The sequence below is a fragment of the Arhodomonas sp. KWT2 genome (assembly GCF_041949875.1).
Taxonomy (GTDB): Bacteria; Pseudomonadota; Gammaproteobacteria; order Nitrococcales; family Nitrococcaceae; genus Arhodomonas; species Arhodomonas aquaeolei.
The window spans coordinates 51,739-67,584 of sequence record NZ_JBHFPQ010000051.1; the positions used below are offsets into that span (position 1 = coordinate 51,739).

Annotated in this window: 12 protein-coding genes; 6 read left to right on the forward strand and 6 right to left on the reverse strand. The window is 70.7% G+C overall.

The features are described 5' to 3' along the window. Positions 1 to 188: 188 nt before the first annotated feature. The 3 genes from ACEZHJ_RS15665 (at position 189) to rimK (ending at position 2,738) form a co-directional block, all read left to right on the forward strand. A complete protein-coding gene (locus tag ACEZHJ_RS15665; RefSeq protein ID WP_259202136.1) occupies positions 189 to 1,154 on the forward strand; it encodes an AraC family transcriptional regulator in 966 nt (321 codons plus the stop codon). 68 nt (positions 1,155 to 1,222) lie between these two features. Further along, the gene (locus ACEZHJ_RS15670) at positions 1,223 to 1,717 is read left to right on the forward strand and encodes a RimK/LysX family protein (protein ID WP_018716356.1); all 495 of its coding nucleotides are present in this window, start codon (positions 1,223 to 1,225) and stop codon (positions 1,715 to 1,717) included. Between the two features lie 103 nt (positions 1,718 to 1,820). After that, positions 1,821 to 2,738: a 30S ribosomal protein S6--L-glutamate ligase gene (rimK, locus tag ACEZHJ_RS15675; protein ID WP_018716357.1), complete on the forward strand. Its 918-nt coding sequence runs from the start codon at positions 1,821 to 1,823 to the stop codon at positions 2,736 to 2,738. A 66-nt stretch (positions 2,739 to 2,804) separates the two neighbouring features. On the opposite strand, the gene ACEZHJ_RS15680 is transcribed toward rimK, so the two are convergent. Beyond that, complete coding sequence (locus ACEZHJ_RS15680) at positions 2,805 to 3,476, reverse strand: hypothetical protein (RefSeq protein ID WP_163142171.1); 672 nt, start codon at positions 3,474 to 3,476, stop codon at positions 2,805 to 2,807. 147 nt (positions 3,477 to 3,623) lie between these two features. On the opposite strand from ACEZHJ_RS15680, the gene ettA reads away from it, so the two are divergent. Beyond that, positions 3,624 to 5,291 (forward strand): energy-dependent translational throttle protein EttA, encoded by a 1,668-nt coding sequence (gene ettA, locus ACEZHJ_RS15685; RefSeq protein ID WP_259202134.1) that lies wholly within the window; start codon positions 3,624 to 3,626, stop codon positions 5,289 to 5,291. On the opposite strand, the gene ACEZHJ_RS15690 is transcribed toward ettA, so the two are convergent. Both ACEZHJ_RS15690 and ACEZHJ_RS15695 read right to left on the reverse strand, forming a co-directional pair. After that, positions 5,266 to 6,984: a SulP family inorganic anion transporter gene (locus ACEZHJ_RS15690; RefSeq protein WP_163142536.1), complete on the reverse strand. Its 1,719-nt coding sequence runs from the start codon at positions 6,982 to 6,984 to the stop codon at positions 5,266 to 5,268. The two genes, ettA and ACEZHJ_RS15690, sit on opposite strands and share 26 nt — an antisense overlap. 52 nt (positions 6,985 to 7,036) lie before the next feature. Next, positions 7,037 to 7,870, reverse strand: a complete 834-nt coding sequence (locus tag ACEZHJ_RS15695) for an aldo/keto reductase (protein WP_259202133.1) — start codon at positions 7,868 to 7,870, stop codon at positions 7,037 to 7,039. A 154-nt stretch (positions 7,871 to 8,024) separates the two neighbouring features. Here ACEZHJ_RS15695 and purU point away from each other — a divergent pair, with 154 nt between their 5' ends. Next, positions 8,025 to 8,894, forward strand: a complete 870-nt coding sequence (gene purU, locus ACEZHJ_RS15700; RefSeq protein WP_163142751.1) for a formyltetrahydrofolate deformylase — start codon at positions 8,025 to 8,027, stop codon at positions 8,892 to 8,894. On the opposite strand, the gene ACEZHJ_RS15705 is transcribed toward purU, so the two are convergent. Beyond that, complete coding sequence (locus ACEZHJ_RS15705) at positions 8,891 to 9,703, reverse strand: M48 family metallopeptidase (RefSeq protein ID WP_018716363.1); 813 nt, start codon at positions 9,701 to 9,703, stop codon at positions 8,891 to 8,893. The genes purU and ACEZHJ_RS15705 overlap by 4 nt on opposite strands. A gap of 50 nt (positions 9,704 to 9,753) precedes the next feature. Then, positions 9,754 to 11,940, reverse strand: a complete 2,187-nt coding sequence (locus tag ACEZHJ_RS15710) for a heavy metal translocating P-type ATPase (RefSeq protein ID WP_375036685.1) — start codon at positions 11,938 to 11,940, stop codon at positions 9,754 to 9,756. A 108-nt stretch (positions 11,941 to 12,048) separates the two neighbouring features. On the opposite strand from ACEZHJ_RS15710, the gene ACEZHJ_RS15715 reads away from it, so the two are divergent. Continuing rightward, entirely contained in the window at positions 12,049 to 12,717 is a 669-nt protein-coding gene (locus ACEZHJ_RS15715; RefSeq protein WP_375036686.1) for an HAD family hydrolase, read from the forward strand. Between the two features lie 3 nt (positions 12,718 to 12,720). Here ACEZHJ_RS15715 and ACEZHJ_RS15720 read toward each other — a convergent pair whose 3' ends face one another. Beyond that, positions 12,721 to 15,843: an efflux RND transporter permease subunit gene (locus ACEZHJ_RS15720; RefSeq protein ID WP_018716366.1), complete on the reverse strand. Its 3,123-nt coding sequence runs from the start codon at positions 15,841 to 15,843 to the stop codon at positions 12,721 to 12,723. Positions 15,844 to 15,846 lie beyond the last annotated feature (3 nt).

Consider the following 15,846-nt stretch of genomic DNA (forward strand, 5'->3'; position numbering starts at 1 on the left):
TTCGCCCGCGGTGCCCATTGCCGGCGCGGGTTTGTTGTGGCTTTAAGTCTCTGCAGGGCGCGCGCACGTCTCAATACGGCCGGATTTGATGCATAACAAATCACGGCTGCAGAATAATCGTTGCCGCGGGAAGCTGGCGGCCCGGGGACAGACCGGGTCCCTTCCGCCCGGCACAGGGGGTGACACTGATGAAATCCGGCGCAAGGACCGTCGAATGGATATTCGACAGCCCGGTCCCGCATGAGCAGCCGCCGACCATGGCCGAGATGCCGCTGCCGGGCGGGCACATGCGCTTCGAGACGGTGCAGACCGCGCACGGGGTGCGGGCCATCCTCGCCGACGGCCACACCGGCGCGGATCCGGTAAACATCCTGGCCGCCGACGAGAGCGACCTGCACGAGATCGGCCTGATCATCCCCTGGGAGACCGCCTTCGACGTGTTCATCCCCGGCGTCGACCAGCCCCGCACCATCCGGGACGGCCACTGGCACTGGCACATGCCCGCGGAGCGCTGGGTGGACTTCCGGCTGCCGGCGCGAAGCCGGATCCGGACGGTCGGCATCACCCTCTCGAACGACCTCTTCGAGCGCCTCTCGGAAGGCGCCCGCCTCCCGGCGCCGGTGGCGGCGATAGGCCGGAGCCACGCCCCGGGCGCGTTCGAGCTGCACCGGCGCATGGACGCGGCGTTACGCCCCGCCGTGGGGCAGCTCTTCTCCAGCCCCTACCACGGCGAGATCCGCCGCCTGTCACTGGAGGGCCGGCTGCTCGAGGTCGTCAGCGGGGCGTTCGAATCCCTGACCCGCAACGACTCGCCGGGCACGCACCTGAGCGCCTGGGAGGTGGCTCGCGTGCGCGACGCCGCCGCCGGGCTGCTCGAGCACCCGGCCTGCCCGCCCTCGATCGACGAGCTCGGCCGGGACACCGGACTGGGAGCGACGCGCCTGATGCAGGCGTTCAAGGCCCATTACGGCGTGCCGCCGGCGCAGTGGCTGCAGCAGCGCAAGCTGGAAATGGCCCACCAGCTGCTCGCGGACACGCCGCTGGGGATCAAGGAGATCGCCTTCCGCCTCGGCTACCGGCACGTGAGCAACTTCGCGAGCGCGTTCAAACGTCATTACGGCGTCACCCCGGGCAGCCTGCGCCGGCAACGGTAACCGCCCGGTTGCCAAACACCGCGTCAGCGCCAACACTGGGGCGTCATCCGCAACGGGAAACCGGGGGCATGAGCACACGCGCGCGACGCCGTAGCCGGCCGCGGCTCTGGGTGGGCTGGCGGGAATGGATCGGCCTGCCTCAGCTGGGCATCGAGGCGGTGAAGGCGAAGATCGACACCGGCGCGTCGACCTCCGCGCTGCACGCGGTCCACATCCACCGCTTCAGCGACAACGGCCGCGACCGGGTCGCCTTCGAGGTCCACCCGCTGCAGCGCCGCACCGACCGCACCGTGCACTGCGCGGCCGATGTGCTCGAAGAGCGCATGGTCACCAGCTCCACCGGGCACCGCGAACGGCGCATCGTGATCCGCACACCACTGCTCATCGCGGGACAGCGATTTCCCATTGATCTGTCACTGACCAACCGCGATACCATGGGTTTTCGCATGCTCATCGGTCGCCGCGCCATGAAACGCCGCCTGCTGGTGGATCCGGGGGCCTCGTACCTGGCCGGCGCGGCGGACAGCGAAGTCTGGGTACGTCGCCCGCCGCCGTCGCGGTGACCGGGCACGGGCCCGTACGCGCCAGCCGGGGGCATCGCCCGACGCCGGGGCGGATATCCGCCGCCCTCACCATCCGCAGTAGCCAGCGTGGAACGAGATACGAATGGCCGAGCCACTGCAGATCTATGTCCTCTCCCGTAACGCCCGCCTGTACTCGACGCGCCGCATCGTCGAGGCCGGGAAGGAACGCGGCCATACCATGCGTGTCGTCGACCCGCTGCGCTGCTATGTGAAGATCAGCGCGCACCGGCCGGAGGTGCACTACAAGGGCGACATCCTCGAGTCGCCGAACGCGGTGATCCCGCGCATCGGCGCCTCGGTGACCTTCTACGGCACCGCCGTGCTGCGGCAGTTCGAGATGATGGGCGTGTTTCCGCTCAACGAGTCCGTGGCGATCACCCGCTCACGGGACAAACTGCGCTCGATGCAGCTGCTCGCACGCCGCGGCATCGGCCTGCCGGTGACCGGATTCGCCTACTCGCCGGACGACAACGAGGACCTCATCAGCCTGGTCGGCGGCGCCCCGCTGGTGATCAAGCTCCTCGAAGGGACCCAGGGCAAGGGCGTGGTGCTCGCAGAGACCACCAAGGCCGCGGAAAGCGTGATCGACGCCTTTCACGGCCTGAACGCCTACTTCCTCACCCAGGAGTTCATCCGCGAGGCCGGCGGCGCGGATATCCGCTGCTTCGTGGTGGGCAACAGGGTCATCGCCTCGATGAAGCGCCAGGCGAAGGAAGGGGAGTTCCGCTCCAACGTCCACCGCGGCGGCGCCGCCACCCCCATCCGCATCACCCCCGAGGAGCGTCAGACGGCGGTACGCGCTGCCCGGATCATGGGGCTCAATGTCGCCGGCGTGGACATCATGCGCTCCAACCACGGCCCGGTGGTGCTGGAGGTGAACTCCTCGCCGGGGCTCGAGGGCATCGAGACCTCCACTGGCAAGGACGTCGCCGGGGCAATCGTCCAGTTCATCGAGAAGGAAGGCAAGGCCGGCAAGACGCGCACAAAGGGCAAGGGCTGACGCGGCCTTCCGCCACGCGGCGCCGGGCGGCCCGCGCACCGGGCCGCCCGCGGACAGCCTCCGGGGCTACTGGCCGCCGCCCTGCTGCATCATCTCCCGTGGGTCCATGGGCTCGGCGGGCAGCTCGAAACGACCGGCCGCCGGGGCGTCACCGGATATCTCCACGACCTCGAACTGCCCCTCCAGCCGGAGCAGCCCCAGACCGCGCTCCTGCAGTCCGGACATCACGCCGCCCTCGTCCCAGTCGGCCCCCATGCTCCGGGCCAGCTCGCCCCAGGCATCGCTCAGGGACTGCGCCATGGGGTCGTCGCTGAGCACGACACGGCCGGACTTCTCCTCGCCCTTTTCGCGCCAGCGCATGCGATAGAGCTCGCCGTCGATCCCGGCGACGGTGGCACTCCCGTCCAGGGCATCCAGGCCGAGCAGCGCCGTGCGCCCCGCAAGGCCGTCGCCCTTGGCCTCGCCGCCGCCCTTCTGCATCGCCGTAAGATCGAGCACCATGGCGTCGGCGCCGCTACCACGCACCGCATAGGCGTGACCGTCGCGCACGAGCATGTAGCCCTGCTGACCCGGCACCTCCATGCGGACCTCGCCATCGTCGCCCCACTCGAAGGTCATGGGCTTCATCGTCCCCTGGGGACCGGCCTCGACGCGCACCTTCGCGGTACCCGCGGCAAACGCCGGCAGCATGACGAGCGCCAGCGCACCCGCGGTGATCACCGTAAACAGACGTTTCATGGTCTCTTCCTCGTGTGTGGTGTGGTAGTCGTCCAACCGGCTTTATCCCTACCAGAGAACCCCTTACACTGCACTTAATCGTATTCCGCCCGCGCCCGCGGGCGCGATTCCGTCCCTGTACCCACTACGAGAACCCGATAGCTGCCAATGGCCCAGTACATCTACACCATGAACCGCGTGGGCAAGGTCGTCCCGCCCAAGCGGCAGATCCTCAAGGACATCTCGCTGTCATTCTTCCCCGGTGCCAAGATCGGCGTGCTCGGCCTCAATGGCTCCGGCAAGTCGACGCTGCTGCGCATCATGGCAGGCCTGGATACCGAGTACGAAGGCGAGGCTCGGCCGCAGCCCGGGATCAACATCGGCTACCTGCCCCAGGAGCCGGAGCTCGATCCGGGCAAGGACGTGCGCGGCAACGTCGAGGATGGCGTGGCCGAGACCAAGGCGCTGGTGGACCGGTTCAACGAGGTCTCCGCCCAGTTCGCCGATCCGGACGCCGACTTCGAGGCCCTGATGGCCGAGCAGGCCAAGCTCCAGGACCAGATCGAAGCCGCCGGCGCCTGGGACCTGGACCGCAAGCTCGAGCAGGCGGCGGACGCCCTGCGCCTGCCGCCCTGGGAAGCGGACGTCACCACCCTGTCCGGCGGCGAGAAACGCCGGGTGGCCCTGTGCCGGCTGCTGCTGTCCAAGCCGGACATGCTGCTGCTCGATGAGCCCACCAACCACCTGGACGCGGAGTCCGTGGCGTGGCTGGAGACCTTCCTCACCGAGTTCGAGGGCACCGTGGTGGCGGTCACCCATGACCGCTACTTTCTCGATAACGCCGCCGGCTGGATCCTCGAGCTCGACCGCGGCGAGGGCATCCCCTGGCAGGGCAACTACTCGTCCTGGCTGGAGCAGAAAGAGAAGCGCCTGGAGCAGGAGGCCCGCGAGGAGGCCGCCCACCGCCGGACCATGAAGAAGGAGCTGGAGTGGGTGCAGACCAACCCCAAGGGCCGCCAGGCGAAGAGCAAGGCCCGACTGCGCCAGTTCGAGGAGCTGCAGTCCCGCGAGTTCCAGAAGCGCAACGAGACCAACGAGATCTACATCCCGCCGGGTGAACGCCTGGGCGACCTGGTCATCGAGGCCGCCCACGTGCGCAAGGCCTTCGGCGACACGCTGCTCATCGACGACCTCGACTTCAAGATGCCGCCCGGGGCGCTCGTGGGCATCATCGGCCCCAACGGTGCGGGCAAGTCCACGATGTTCCGCATGATCGTCGGCCAGGAGCAGCCGGACGAGGGCGAAATCCGCGTGGGCGAGACGGTCGATCTGGCCTACGTGGACCAGAGCCGCGAGGACCTGGACGGCGACAAGACCGTCTGGGAGGAGATATCCGGCGGCCACGACATCATCAAGGTCGGCAACTACGAGGTGCCGTCCCGGGCGTACGTGGGGCGCTTCAACTTCAAGGGATCGGAGCAGCAGAAGCGCATCGGCGAGCTCTCCGGCGGCGAACGCAACCGCGTCCACCTCGCCAAGCTCCTGCAGAAGGGCGGCAACACGCTGCTCCTCGACGAGCCGACCAACGATCTGGACGTCGAGACCCTGCGGGCATTGGAGGAGGCGCTGCTGGCCTTCCCGGGCTGCGCCATGGTCATCTCCCATGACCGCTGGTTCCTCGACCGCATCGCCACCCATATCCTCGCCTTCGAGGGCGACAGCCAGGTGACCTGGTTCGAGGGCAACTACACCGAGTACGAGGCGGACCGGCGGCGGCGCCTGGGCGACGAGGCCGCCCGCCCCCACCGCATCAAGTACCGGCGTCTGGCGGGCTGAGCCCGGCCACGTGTGCCGGCCCGCCCGGGCGGGCCGCACACTCGCGGAATATGCGCACCGTGCAGCGTGCGCAGGTGGCGTCGTCGAGGCGGGGAACCGTCTCGGCGATGGCCGTACCCGGATTCGCGCTCAGCCGCGGCTGCCCCGGACGATCCGCGTGGCCGGTACGGTGCAGCGCCCGGCGCACGTCGTCCTTGAGCGAGCAGATCACCAGGGCGCCCCCCATCCCCTCCAGCCGCTCGGCCTCCTCGGCCAGCATGCCGGCACCGGCGACATCGATCAGCGGAATGCCGCTGCCGATGACCAGAAGGTACGGCCGCTCCGGCCCCGTGTGCGCCCGCACGGCATCCCGCACGTGCTCCACCGCACCGAAGAACACCGCGCCGTCGACACGAAGCACCGCGAACTGCGGGCAGACCGCCAGCTCGTGCTTGCCGGCGTTACGCAGGTCCCGCCCCGGCCGGTCGGCCCGGGGCGCCACCTCCACGATGCGCGGGCGGGCGGCCTGGGCGAGGTAGACGAACAGCGAGACGACCACGCCGATGAGCACGGCGTAGGCGAGCTCCAGGAACACGGTGGCGAGGAACGTGGCCACCAGCACCGCCGCCTCGCCCCGGCCGGCACGCAGGACCTCGCGAATGGCGGGCACGTCCACCAGGCGGACCGCCACCACCAGGATCACCCCGGCCATCGCCGGCAGCGGCAGCCACTGCCCCAGGCCGGGCCAGGCCAGGGCCACCGCGGCCACGGTCACCGCCGAGACCAGTGCGGCGACGCTCGTGCGTGCGCCAGCCTCCTGATTGGCCGCCGAGCGCGTGAACGAGCCAGTCCCGGGCAGGCAGCCCAGGAACGAGCCGACCAGGTTGGACACCCCCTGCCCGGTGCACTCGCGATCGGCGTCGATGCGCTGGCCGCTGCGCCGGCCCAGGGCTCGGGCGATGGCAGCGGCCTCCAGCAGGCCCAGCAGCGCAATCGCCGCGGCCCCCGGCACCAGCTGCGGCAGCCGGCCCGGCGAGATCACCGGATGGATCGCGGGCAGCGAGGCGAGGCTGAGCGTGCCCACGCGGGCGACATCGCCGCCCCCGGCCAGCGCCACGCCGGCACTGCCGGCCACCAGGCCGCCGAGCAGCGCGCCCCCGCGCAGGCCGAGACGGCGCAGTACCAGGATCGCCAGGATCACCCCCGCACCGGTGGCGACAGAGGGCCAGGAGGCCTGCTGGAGCATCGCCCCGGGACTGTTCGTCGAGCCGGCACCGAGCAACTCCGGCACCTGACTCCAGGCAATGAGCACGGCGGCGCCGGCGGTGAAGCCGACGATCACCGTGTGCGAGACGAAGTTCACCAGCCGCCCCAGACGCAACAGGCCCACGGCGAGCTGCATCACGCCGGCCAGGGCCATCACCGTGACCACCAGCATCAGGTAGTCGCCGCTGCCGGGCTCGGCAAGAGGCGAGACCACGGCGAAGGTCAGCAGCGACAGCGCCGCCGCGGGGCCGGTGATCATCTCCCGGGAGCTGCCGGCAAGCGCGGCCACCGCCGTCACCACGACGGCGCTGCGCAGCCCCCACTCGGCGGGGACACCGGCGATCAGGGCGTAGGCGATGACCTGGGGTAGCGCGAGCAGCCCACCGATGCCGCCGGCGACGGCATCGGCTCGCAGGGCCGCGAGAGTGAATCGGGGCCGTCGGGCCACGCTGGCAGAGCTCCTTTATTAATCGGGCGCCGCCGGCGCGGGGCGACGCGGTTCAGCCGGCGTTATCCCACTCCGGGGCCAGGCCGGCAGGGTTGACGACACGACCGTCCGCCCGGGCGAGCCCGCTGATGCGGCGCATCTCCTCGTCGGACAGCGAGAAACCGAGGATATCGAAGTTGGCGCGCACATGCTCGGCCCGACGGCTGCGCGGGATCGCCACCACGCCCGGCTGCTGGTAATGCCAGCGCAGGATCACCTGGGCCGGTGTGCGGTCGTGATCGCGGGCGATCGCGGCGATGGTGCCGTCGTTCAGCACACCGCCCTGCCCCAGGGGGCAGTAGGCCGTCAGCGCCATGCCGCGCTCGCGCAGCGCCTCGAGCAGCGGCGCCTGGGAGAGGTAGGGGTGATACTCCACCTGGTCGGTGACCAGCGGCGCGCGGCTGAGCCCCTCGGCCTCGCGCACCAGCGCCACAGGGAAGTTGCTCACCCCGATATGGCGGGCCAACCCCTGCTCGCGGACATCGTTGAGCGCGCCGATGGTCTCCCCGAGCGGGACATCCCGGTTCGGCCAGTGGAGCAGCAGCAGATCGACGCTGTCCACGCCGAGACGCCCCAGGCTCTCGCGCACGGAGCGCTGCAGGTCGCCGTCGCGGAAACGGTCCACCCAGACCTTGGTGGTCAACCAGATGTCCTCCCGGGGCACGCCGGCATCGGCGATACCCCGGCCGACACCGGCCTCGTTGCCGTACATCTGCGCCGTGTCGATGTGGCGGTAGCCCGCCTCCAGGGCGGTACGGACCATCTCGCGGGCGTTGTCGTCATCGAGCTGGAAGGTGCCGAAGCCCAGCTTCGGGATGCGGGCACCGGCGGATTCAACGTACTCCATTGCCATGAGTCCCCCTTACGGAATCACCTCTGAGAGGATCGATATAGATAGCCTGCGAACGTTAAAGGGGATGACGACTCATCACGTCCCTTTCAACCCCGGCGCTGCGGTACACTACGCGATCCCGTGCATCAGCCAGTGAAGGCAACCCCCCATGAGCACCGGCCCGCAGCGCACCGCGATCCTCCTCGCCCACTGCCCGGACCAGCGCGGCCTGGTCGCGGCGGTGGGCGATTTCGTCGCCCGCCACGGCGGCAACATCGTCTACTTCGACCAGCACGTCGACGACAGCCAGGGCGTGTTCTTCATGCGCGTCGAGTGGGCGCTGGACGGATTCAGCATCGCCCCGGAGGCCATCGGCGGGACCTTCGCCGACGAGATCGCCGGGCACTACGGGATGACGTGGCGGCTGCACTTCTCCGACGAGCGCCCGAGGCTGGCACTGTTCGTCTCCCGGCTGCCGCACTGCCTCTACGACCTGCTCTCGCGCTGGCAGGGGGGCGAGTGGGCGGTGGACATTCCGCTGATCGTCTCCAATCACGAGGACCTGCGCCCGGTCGCGGAGCGCTTCGGCATCGACTATCACTGCCTGCCGATCACCCCGGAGAACAAGGCGGCGCAGGAGGCACGCGAGCTCGAGCTACTACGCGCCCACGAGATCGATCTGGTGGTGCTGGCGCGCTACATGCAGATCGTCGGCCCCGCGCTGATCGGGGCCTATCGCGAGCGGCTGATCAATATCCACCACTCGTTCCTGCCGGCCTTCGCCGGCGCACGGCCGTACCACGCGGCCCATGCCCGCGGCGTGAAGATCATCGGCGCGACCAGCCATTACGTCACCGAGGAACTCGACGCCGGGCCCATCATCGCCCAGGACGTCACCCCGGTGACCCACCGGGACGACGTCGACGAGCTGGTGCGCAAGGGACGCGACCTGGAGCGGCTGGTGCTCGCGCAGGCGGTGCACGCCCACCTGCAGCGCAAGATCCTCTCCTACGGCAACCGCACCGTGATCTTCGACTAGGGCGTGACCCGCTTGCAGCCCGGCCTGCGCCCGGACTCCTGCGCCTGGCGGTACAGGGACATGGCACGGGGCATGTCCGACTGGAGGCCGTCGATACGCGAGCCATGGGAGGGGTGGGTGGAGAGGAACTCCGGCGGCTGAGCGCCCTTGGACTCCGCCTCCATGTTCTCCCACAACGCGACGCTCTCGCGTGGGTCGAAGCCGGCCCGGGCCATCAGCTCCAGGCCGATGGTGTCGGCCTCGCTCTCGTGGAGACGGCTGAACGGCAGCAGCACACCCACCTCGGCACCGAGGCCGAGCAGGGCCAGGGCCTGCTGGCGGTCACCGTCGCCGTTGCCGGCGATGATGCCGGCGACGGCCAGCCCCGTTCCCACGGCAAACTGCTGGGACATGCGCTCGTTGCTGTGGTCGGCCATGACGTGTCCGACCTCGTGGCCGATGACCGCAGCGAGCTGATCCGGCGACTTCGCCACTTCCAGCAACCCGCGATGGACGCCGATCTTGCCGCCCGGAAGGGCGAATGCGTTGGCGCTGTCGAGGTCGAACACACGCACCTCCCAGTCGCCGTCGGGCTGGTAGCGCTGGGGCACAACGGCGGTGATGGCGTCGGCCACGCAGCGCACGTAGCCGGTCACCGCCTTGTTGTCGAGCACCGGCTTCTCGTCCTTCATCTCCTTGAAGGCAGCCACGCCCATGGCCTGCATCTGGCCGGCGGGGAAGAGCTGGAGCTGGCGCCGCCCCGTCGGCGAGGTCGCACAGGCGACGACGAGCAGGGCCACCACCGTGGCGATCGCGAGTTGCCGCAGCATGGGGTCTCCTCCCGGGCATCGACCATTCGCTCCGGCGGCACGCCGCCGGCTCATTCCGGCCCGCCGCCGGCAACCTCCTGGTAGCGCAGCCGCGCGGCGTTGGCCAGCACTGTGAGCACCGATAGTACCACCAGCACCGCCAGTACGCCCGGGGTCACCAGCCACCCGAAAACCGGCCATGCGAGCCCCGCGGCAACGGGTGCCAGCGCCAGCGCGTACACCAGTGCGCCAAAGGCCCCCTCGCGCATGTTGCGCACGGTGAGACGGCCAACGAGGACGGCGTCCGCCACCGCGTGGAGGGAATCGCGCACCAGGGTCACGTCGGCGCTGTCGACTGCGACCTCGCTGCCCCGGGCCACCGCGATGCCGACGTCCGCGCCCGCCAGCGCGAGGGTGTCGTTGACGCCGTCGCCGACCATGCCGACCCGCTCCCCCGACTGCTGGAGGTAACGGATATGGCGGGCCTTGTCCTCGGCACGCACGCCCGCGCGCACCTCGCCGATGGCCGCGCTATCCGCGACCGCCCGGGCCGCGCGGGGCTCATCGCCGGTGAGCATCACCACCCGCAGGCCCAGCCGGCGCAGCCGGGTCACCGAGTCCCGGGCCTCGGGACGCAGCGGTGCCGCCAGCGCCAGCGCACCGGCCAGGACCCCGTCGGCGGCGACGAACAGCGGCGTGCTGCCCTCGTCCAGGAGCTCCAGACCGCGTTTGCTGAGCGGGTTGTCTATTCGCGCCGCGGCCAGCGCCCGGTGTGTCCCGACGACCACGTCGCGGCCGTCGATGCGGCCACGCAGCGCACCGCCGGGCAGGCGCTCGACGTCCTCGGCCACCCCGGCCCGGATGCTGCGCTCCTCTGCGGCCCGGCTCACCGGCCCGGGACGTTCACCGGCCTCCACCGCCGCCGCCCAGCGGAAGATGTCGCGGATGGCGACCCCGTCGACGGGCTCGACGGCGACCACCTCGGCGGCCGCGGCCGTGAGCGTGCCGGTCTTGTCCAGGGCGATCACCGAAAGTCCCGCGAGGGCGTCCAGGACGTCCGGCTGGCGGGCGATCACGCCGAACTCCACCAGGCGTATGAGCCCGGCATTCAGGGCGAGGGGCACGGCCAGGGGCACCGCGGGCGACGCCGCGAGCACCAGCAGCACGCACGCCGACAGCAGGGCCTGCCCGGGGGTCCCGTCGAGCAGCCACCAGCCGGCCAGTGACAGCACCGCCGCCGTCAGGGCACCGGTGAGCAGCCAGCCGAGGAGACGGTCCAGGCCGTGGCAGGGACGGCGGCTCGGGCCACCGGGACGGTGAACCCCCGCAATCATACCGGCAAGCTCCCCCTCGCCGGGTGGCCGCGTCACCACCATGGTGAAGCCGCCGTCCCGGCACAGGGTGCCCGCGAGGACCCGGTCACCGGGCTCGCGGCTGACCACGCCTTCCGTTCCGGTAAACGCGGACTCGTCCAGACTCGCCCGTCCCGTCTCGATGCGGCCGTCGGCGGGCACACGTTCGCCGTCGTCGACATGGACCCGCGCCCCCTCGGTGAGCCGCGACGACGGCACCCGCCGCCAGCCGCGGGCGGTATGCTCGGCGGCCGTGGCCGGCAGCAGCGCCCTCAGGCTGTCCGCCGGGCGGGCGACCGGCCCCGCGCCCCGGCCCATCAACGCGACCCCGGCCTGGTAGACCGCGAGGGCGAACAGCGGGAACGCCAGGTACCCGCCCTGCCCCTCCGGCACGAGCAGTGCAGGGGCGGCAAGCACGAGCAGCGCATGTCCGATACCCGCAGCCACACCGCCGCATACCAGCCCGACTGCGGGGACGCACCGCGGCCGCTCCCGGGGCGTCCCGCGGGCCAGCGCCGCGGGCAGGATCCGGACCATCACCAGCACGACCACCGCCACACCGCCCGCGCGCCACGCGGGCCCCGCCCCCAGTGCCTGCGCATAGGTGTCGATGATGAGGAGCACGGCCCCGGCAAACGCCGCGGCCAGGGCCGAGCGTCCGGTCCGCGGGTCCGCCTCGCGGGAGGGACCGGCGGCGGCCACCGTGTAGCCGAGCGTGGCCAGCACGGTAACGAGGTCCGTCTCGCTGACCTCGCCGCGCACGACCAGCCTTCGCTGCCCGGGCCTCAGCCAGACACCGCTGACACCGCCAAGACGGGCGACCGCCGCCTCGACGGCGGTCCGCGCGGCGGCCGGCACCGGCTCACGGATCTCGAAGGCGCGGCAGTGGACCGCACTCCAGCACATGCTTTCCCCCGTTTCGACACCAGCGGCATCCCCTGCGGACCGGGTCCCGCTGCTATGCTGAACACCGGACGTCACGGTTATCGAGGGTCCGGACCACGGGAGCGAAGGATGCCGCAGACGATTGTATTCGATGTGAACGAGACACTGCTCGATCTGGGCGCGCTGGACCCGGTCTTCGAACGGCTGTTCGGCGACGCCGGCGCCCGCCGGGAGTGGTTCGCCCAGGTCCTGCAGAGCGCGATGACCGTCACGCTGACCGGCCGTTACGAGGACTTCAGCGCCGTCGGGGCGGCGGCGCTGAGCATGGTCGCGCAACGCCGCGGTGTCACCCTGGAGCGCGCCGGCCGTCAGGATATCGCCGCCGGCATGCGCCGGCTCCCGCCCCACCCGGAGGTTGCGGACGCCCTCGCCCGCCTGCGGGATGCCGGCTTCCCGCTGGTGGCCCTGACCAACTCCGCCCCGGAGGTGATGCGCGACCAGCTCGCCCATGCGGGGCTCAGCCCGCTGCTGGACGCGATGCACTCGGTGGACGCCGCGCGCGCGCTCAAGCCGGCACGCGCCGTCTACGACACCGCCGCCCGGCTGATCGGCGAGCGCCCGGCCGCACTGACGATGGTGGCCGCCCACGGCTGGGACATCGCCGGTGCCATGAGCGCCGGCTGGCAGGGCGCCTTCATCGCGCGCCCCGGCCAGGTCCCGGAGGCGCTGTTCCCGGCGCCGACGATCATCGCCGCCGACCTGGCGGAGGCGGCGGATGCCCTCATCGCCCGTGGCTGAGCCCTAGGCGCGCCGCCGCCTCAAGGCCTCGGCGACGTTGGCCCCCAGCATCAGCAGGCACGGCGTGAGCACCAGCGTGAGCGCCGTCGCGAAGGTGAGACCGCCGGCGATGGCGCTGGAGAGCTGGGCCCACCACTGGGTGGACGGGGCGTTGTACTGCACCTCCCGCCCGATGATGTCGACGTTGAGCTTCAGCACCATCGGCATCAGCCCGAGCACGGTGGTCACGGAGGTGAGCAGCACCGGCCGCAGCCGCTGGGCGGCGGTCCTCAGCACCGCCTCCCGCGCCGCCATGCCTTCCCGGCGGAGGACGTTGTAGGTGTCGATGAGCACGATATTGTTGTTCACCACGATGCCGGCCAGCGCAATCATCCCCACCCCGCCCATGACGATGCCGAACGGCCGCTGGGTCGCCAGCAGGCCGAGCAGCACGCCGGCGGTGGAGAAGAGGATGGCGGAGAGCACCAGCACCGCCTGGTAGAGGCTGTTGAACTGGGTAACCAGGATCAGCGCCATGAACAGCACCGCCACGATGAACGCGTTCGAGAGAAAGGTCTGGGCCTCGCGCTGATCCTCGTCCTGGCCGGCGAATGCGATCTCGACGGACGGCGGCATGTCCGCCTCGCCGATGGCATCGCGCAGGCGCTGGACCTGGGTGTCCGCCAGCACGCCGGGGGCGACCTCGGAGGCGACAGTAAACGTCCGCCGCCCGTCGACGCGCTCGATGGTGCCGGTGCTCGGCCCCGGCCGCTGGGTCACGAAGTTGGCGATGGGCACCTGGCCCTGGTCGGTGGGCACACGCAGCAGACCCAGTGTCTCCAGGCTGCGGTCCTCCGGCGGGAACCGCACACGGATATCCACCTCCTCGTCCGCGTCGTCCGGGCGATAGTCATCGAGCAGCACCCCGTTGGTGACCAGCTGCACCGCATTGCCCACGAGCTGTACGTCCGCGCCATAGCGGGCGGCACGTTCGCGGTCCACCTCCAGCCGCCACTCGACCCCGGGCACCGGGCGGTTATCCTCGGTGTCGCTGAACCCACCGAGCTCGTCCATCAGCGTGCGCACCCGCTCGACCCCGGTGTTCAGCGCCTCCGGCCGGTCCGCGCTCACCCGCACCTGGATCGGCTTGCCCTGGGAGGGCCCCGACTCGGCCTTGCGGACCTCGACGCGAATGCCGGGCAACGGCGCGGTGACATCGCGGATCCGCTGCATGATCTCCGCCGCCGGTGCACGCTGGTCCCAGTCGCGGAACTCGAGCTGGATGACGCCCACGGTATCCGGCGAGACGTTCTGCATGCGCTCCGGGTCGCTTATGGTGCGGGCGTAGACGTGCTCGATGGACCCGAATCCGAGCAGACGCTCCTCCACCGCCCGGACCAGGGCATCGCGCTCCCATACCGACAGATCGCCGCGGGCATGGACCTGGACCTGGGCGAAGTCCGGCTCCACCTCGGGGAAGAACTCCACGCCGCGGCCGAACAGGCCGTAGGCGGCATAGGTCACCACCACCGTGGCGACCATGCCGGCCAGGACCAGACCCGGCCGGTCCAGGGCCCGCGAGAGCATGCGCACGTAGCCGCCGACAAAGCCGCGCAGGCTCGCGAGATCGCCGCGTTCCGCCGCCTCCAGCGCGGCGGCGTTGGCCGCGCTCGCCGGGTCGCGGCGTGCGATCAGCCCGCCGAGCACGGGAACGAACACCAGCGCCATGGCCAGCGAGGCGGACAGGGTCAGGAGCACGGTAATGGGGAGGTATTTCATGAACTCCCCGACCACGCCGGGCCAGACCGTGAGCGGCAGGAACACCGCCAGGGTGGTGGCGGTCGAGGAGATCACCGGCCAGGCCATGCGGGTAGCCCCGTGCAGGTAGGCGTCACGCCGCGGCCAGCCCTCGGAGAGCCGGCGTTCGGCGAGCTCCACCACCACGATGGCCCCGTCCACCAGCATCCCCACCACGAGGATGAGGCTGAACAGGACCACGATGTTCATGGTGTAGCCGATCAGGTACACGGCCAGGATGCCGGCGAGAAAAGACCCCGGAATGGCCATGCCCACCAGCAGCGCGGGCCGCCAGCCCAGCGCCGCAATGATCACCACCATCACCAGGATCACGCCGGCGAGGACGTTGTTCTGCAAGTCCCGCAGCATGGTGCGGATGTCTTCGGAGCGGTCCTGGAGGTAGGCCACCTGCAGGCTGTCGGGCCACTCCCCCCGGGCCTGCTCGACCACCTCCCGTGCCGCGGCGACGGTCTCAATGATGTTGGCCCCGACGCGCTTGGAGATCTCCAGGGTCAGGGCGGGCTGACCGTCGACCCGGGCGAACTCGTCGGGATCCTTGTAGGTGCGGCGGATACTGGCGACGTCGCCGAAGGTCACGACCCGGTCACCGCTGGTCTTCACCGGCAGGGTCATGACGTCGTCCAGGTCCTCGACCAGTCCGGGGACCTTCACCGCGAGGCGCCCCGCCCCGGTGTCCAGGGCTCCCGCGGCGACCAGGAGGTTATTGCCGCTCAGCACCGAGAAAAGCCGCGCATAGGAGACGCCGTAGGTCTCCATCACCCGGCGGTCCACGATGATCTCCATGACCTCCTCGCGGTCGCCACCGACATCCGCCTCGAGGATGCCGGGCAGGGCCTCGAGGCGGTCCTGCAACCGCGTGGCGACGTCCACCAGGGTGCGCTCCGGCACCGGCCCGGACAGCGCCACGGTGAGCACCGGGAACAGTGCGACGTTGACCTCCTGGACCGCCGGCTCCTCGGCCCCCGGCGGCAGGTCCGACTTGGCGATGTCCACCTGCTCGCGCACGTCGGCGAGGGCCCGGTCGGCGTCGAAGCCCGCCTCGAACTCCAGCACGATCGCGGTATAGCCCTGGGCCGCGGTGGTGCGCATCTCCTTGAGGCCCTCGATGGACTGGAGCTCCTTCTCCAGGGGCCGGGCCAGCAGCCGCTCGCCGTCCTCCGGGGAAATGCCCTCGTAGGCGACGGAGACATAGATGATGGGGATGGCGACGTCGGGCTCGGCCTCCTTCGGGATATCCCGGTACGCCTGCCAGCCCATCACGGTAATGATGAGCAGGAACAGCAGCACCGTGCGGCTGCGCCCGAACGCCGCGGCGATCAGCCGGCCCACGGC

What these genes read in the sequence shown, in the direction of transcription:
- ACEZHJ_RS15710 (WP_375036685.1), bottom strand. Translation starts at nt 11,940, where the DNA reads ATGTGCTGGAGTGCGGTCCACTGCCGCGCCTTCGAGATCCGTGAGCCG.
- ACEZHJ_RS15680 (WP_163142171.1), bottom strand. Translation starts at nt 3,476, where the DNA reads ATGAAACGTCTGTTTACGGTGATCACCGCGGGTGCGCTGGCGCTCGTC.
- purU (WP_163142751.1), top strand. Translation starts at nt 8,025, where the DNA reads ATGAGCACCGGCCCGCAGCGCACCGCGATCCTCCTCGCCCACTGCCCG.
- ACEZHJ_RS15705 (WP_018716363.1), bottom strand. Translation starts at nt 9,703, where the DNA reads ATGCTGCGGCAACTCGCGATCGCCACGGTGGTGGCCCTGCTCGTCGTC.
- ACEZHJ_RS15665 (WP_259202136.1), top strand. Translation starts at nt 189, where the DNA reads ATGAAATCCGGCGCAAGGACCGTCGAATGGATATTCGACAGCCCGGTC.
- ACEZHJ_RS15695 (WP_259202133.1), bottom strand. Translation starts at nt 7,870, where the DNA reads ATGGAGTACGTTGAATCCGCCGGTGCCCGCATCCCGAAGCTGGGCTTC.
- ACEZHJ_RS15715 (WP_375036686.1), top strand. Translation starts at nt 12,049, where the DNA reads ATGCCGCAGACGATTGTATTCGATGTGAACGAGACACTGCTCGATCTG.
- ettA (WP_259202134.1), top strand. Translation starts at nt 3,624, where the DNA reads ATGGCCCAGTACATCTACACCATGAACCGCGTGGGCAAGGTCGTCCCG.
- rimK (WP_018716357.1), top strand. Translation starts at nt 1,821, where the DNA reads ATGGCCGAGCCACTGCAGATCTATGTCCTCTCCCGTAACGCCCGCCTG.
- ACEZHJ_RS15670 (WP_018716356.1), top strand. Translation starts at nt 1,223, where the DNA reads ATGAGCACACGCGCGCGACGCCGTAGCCGGCCGCGGCTCTGGGTGGGC.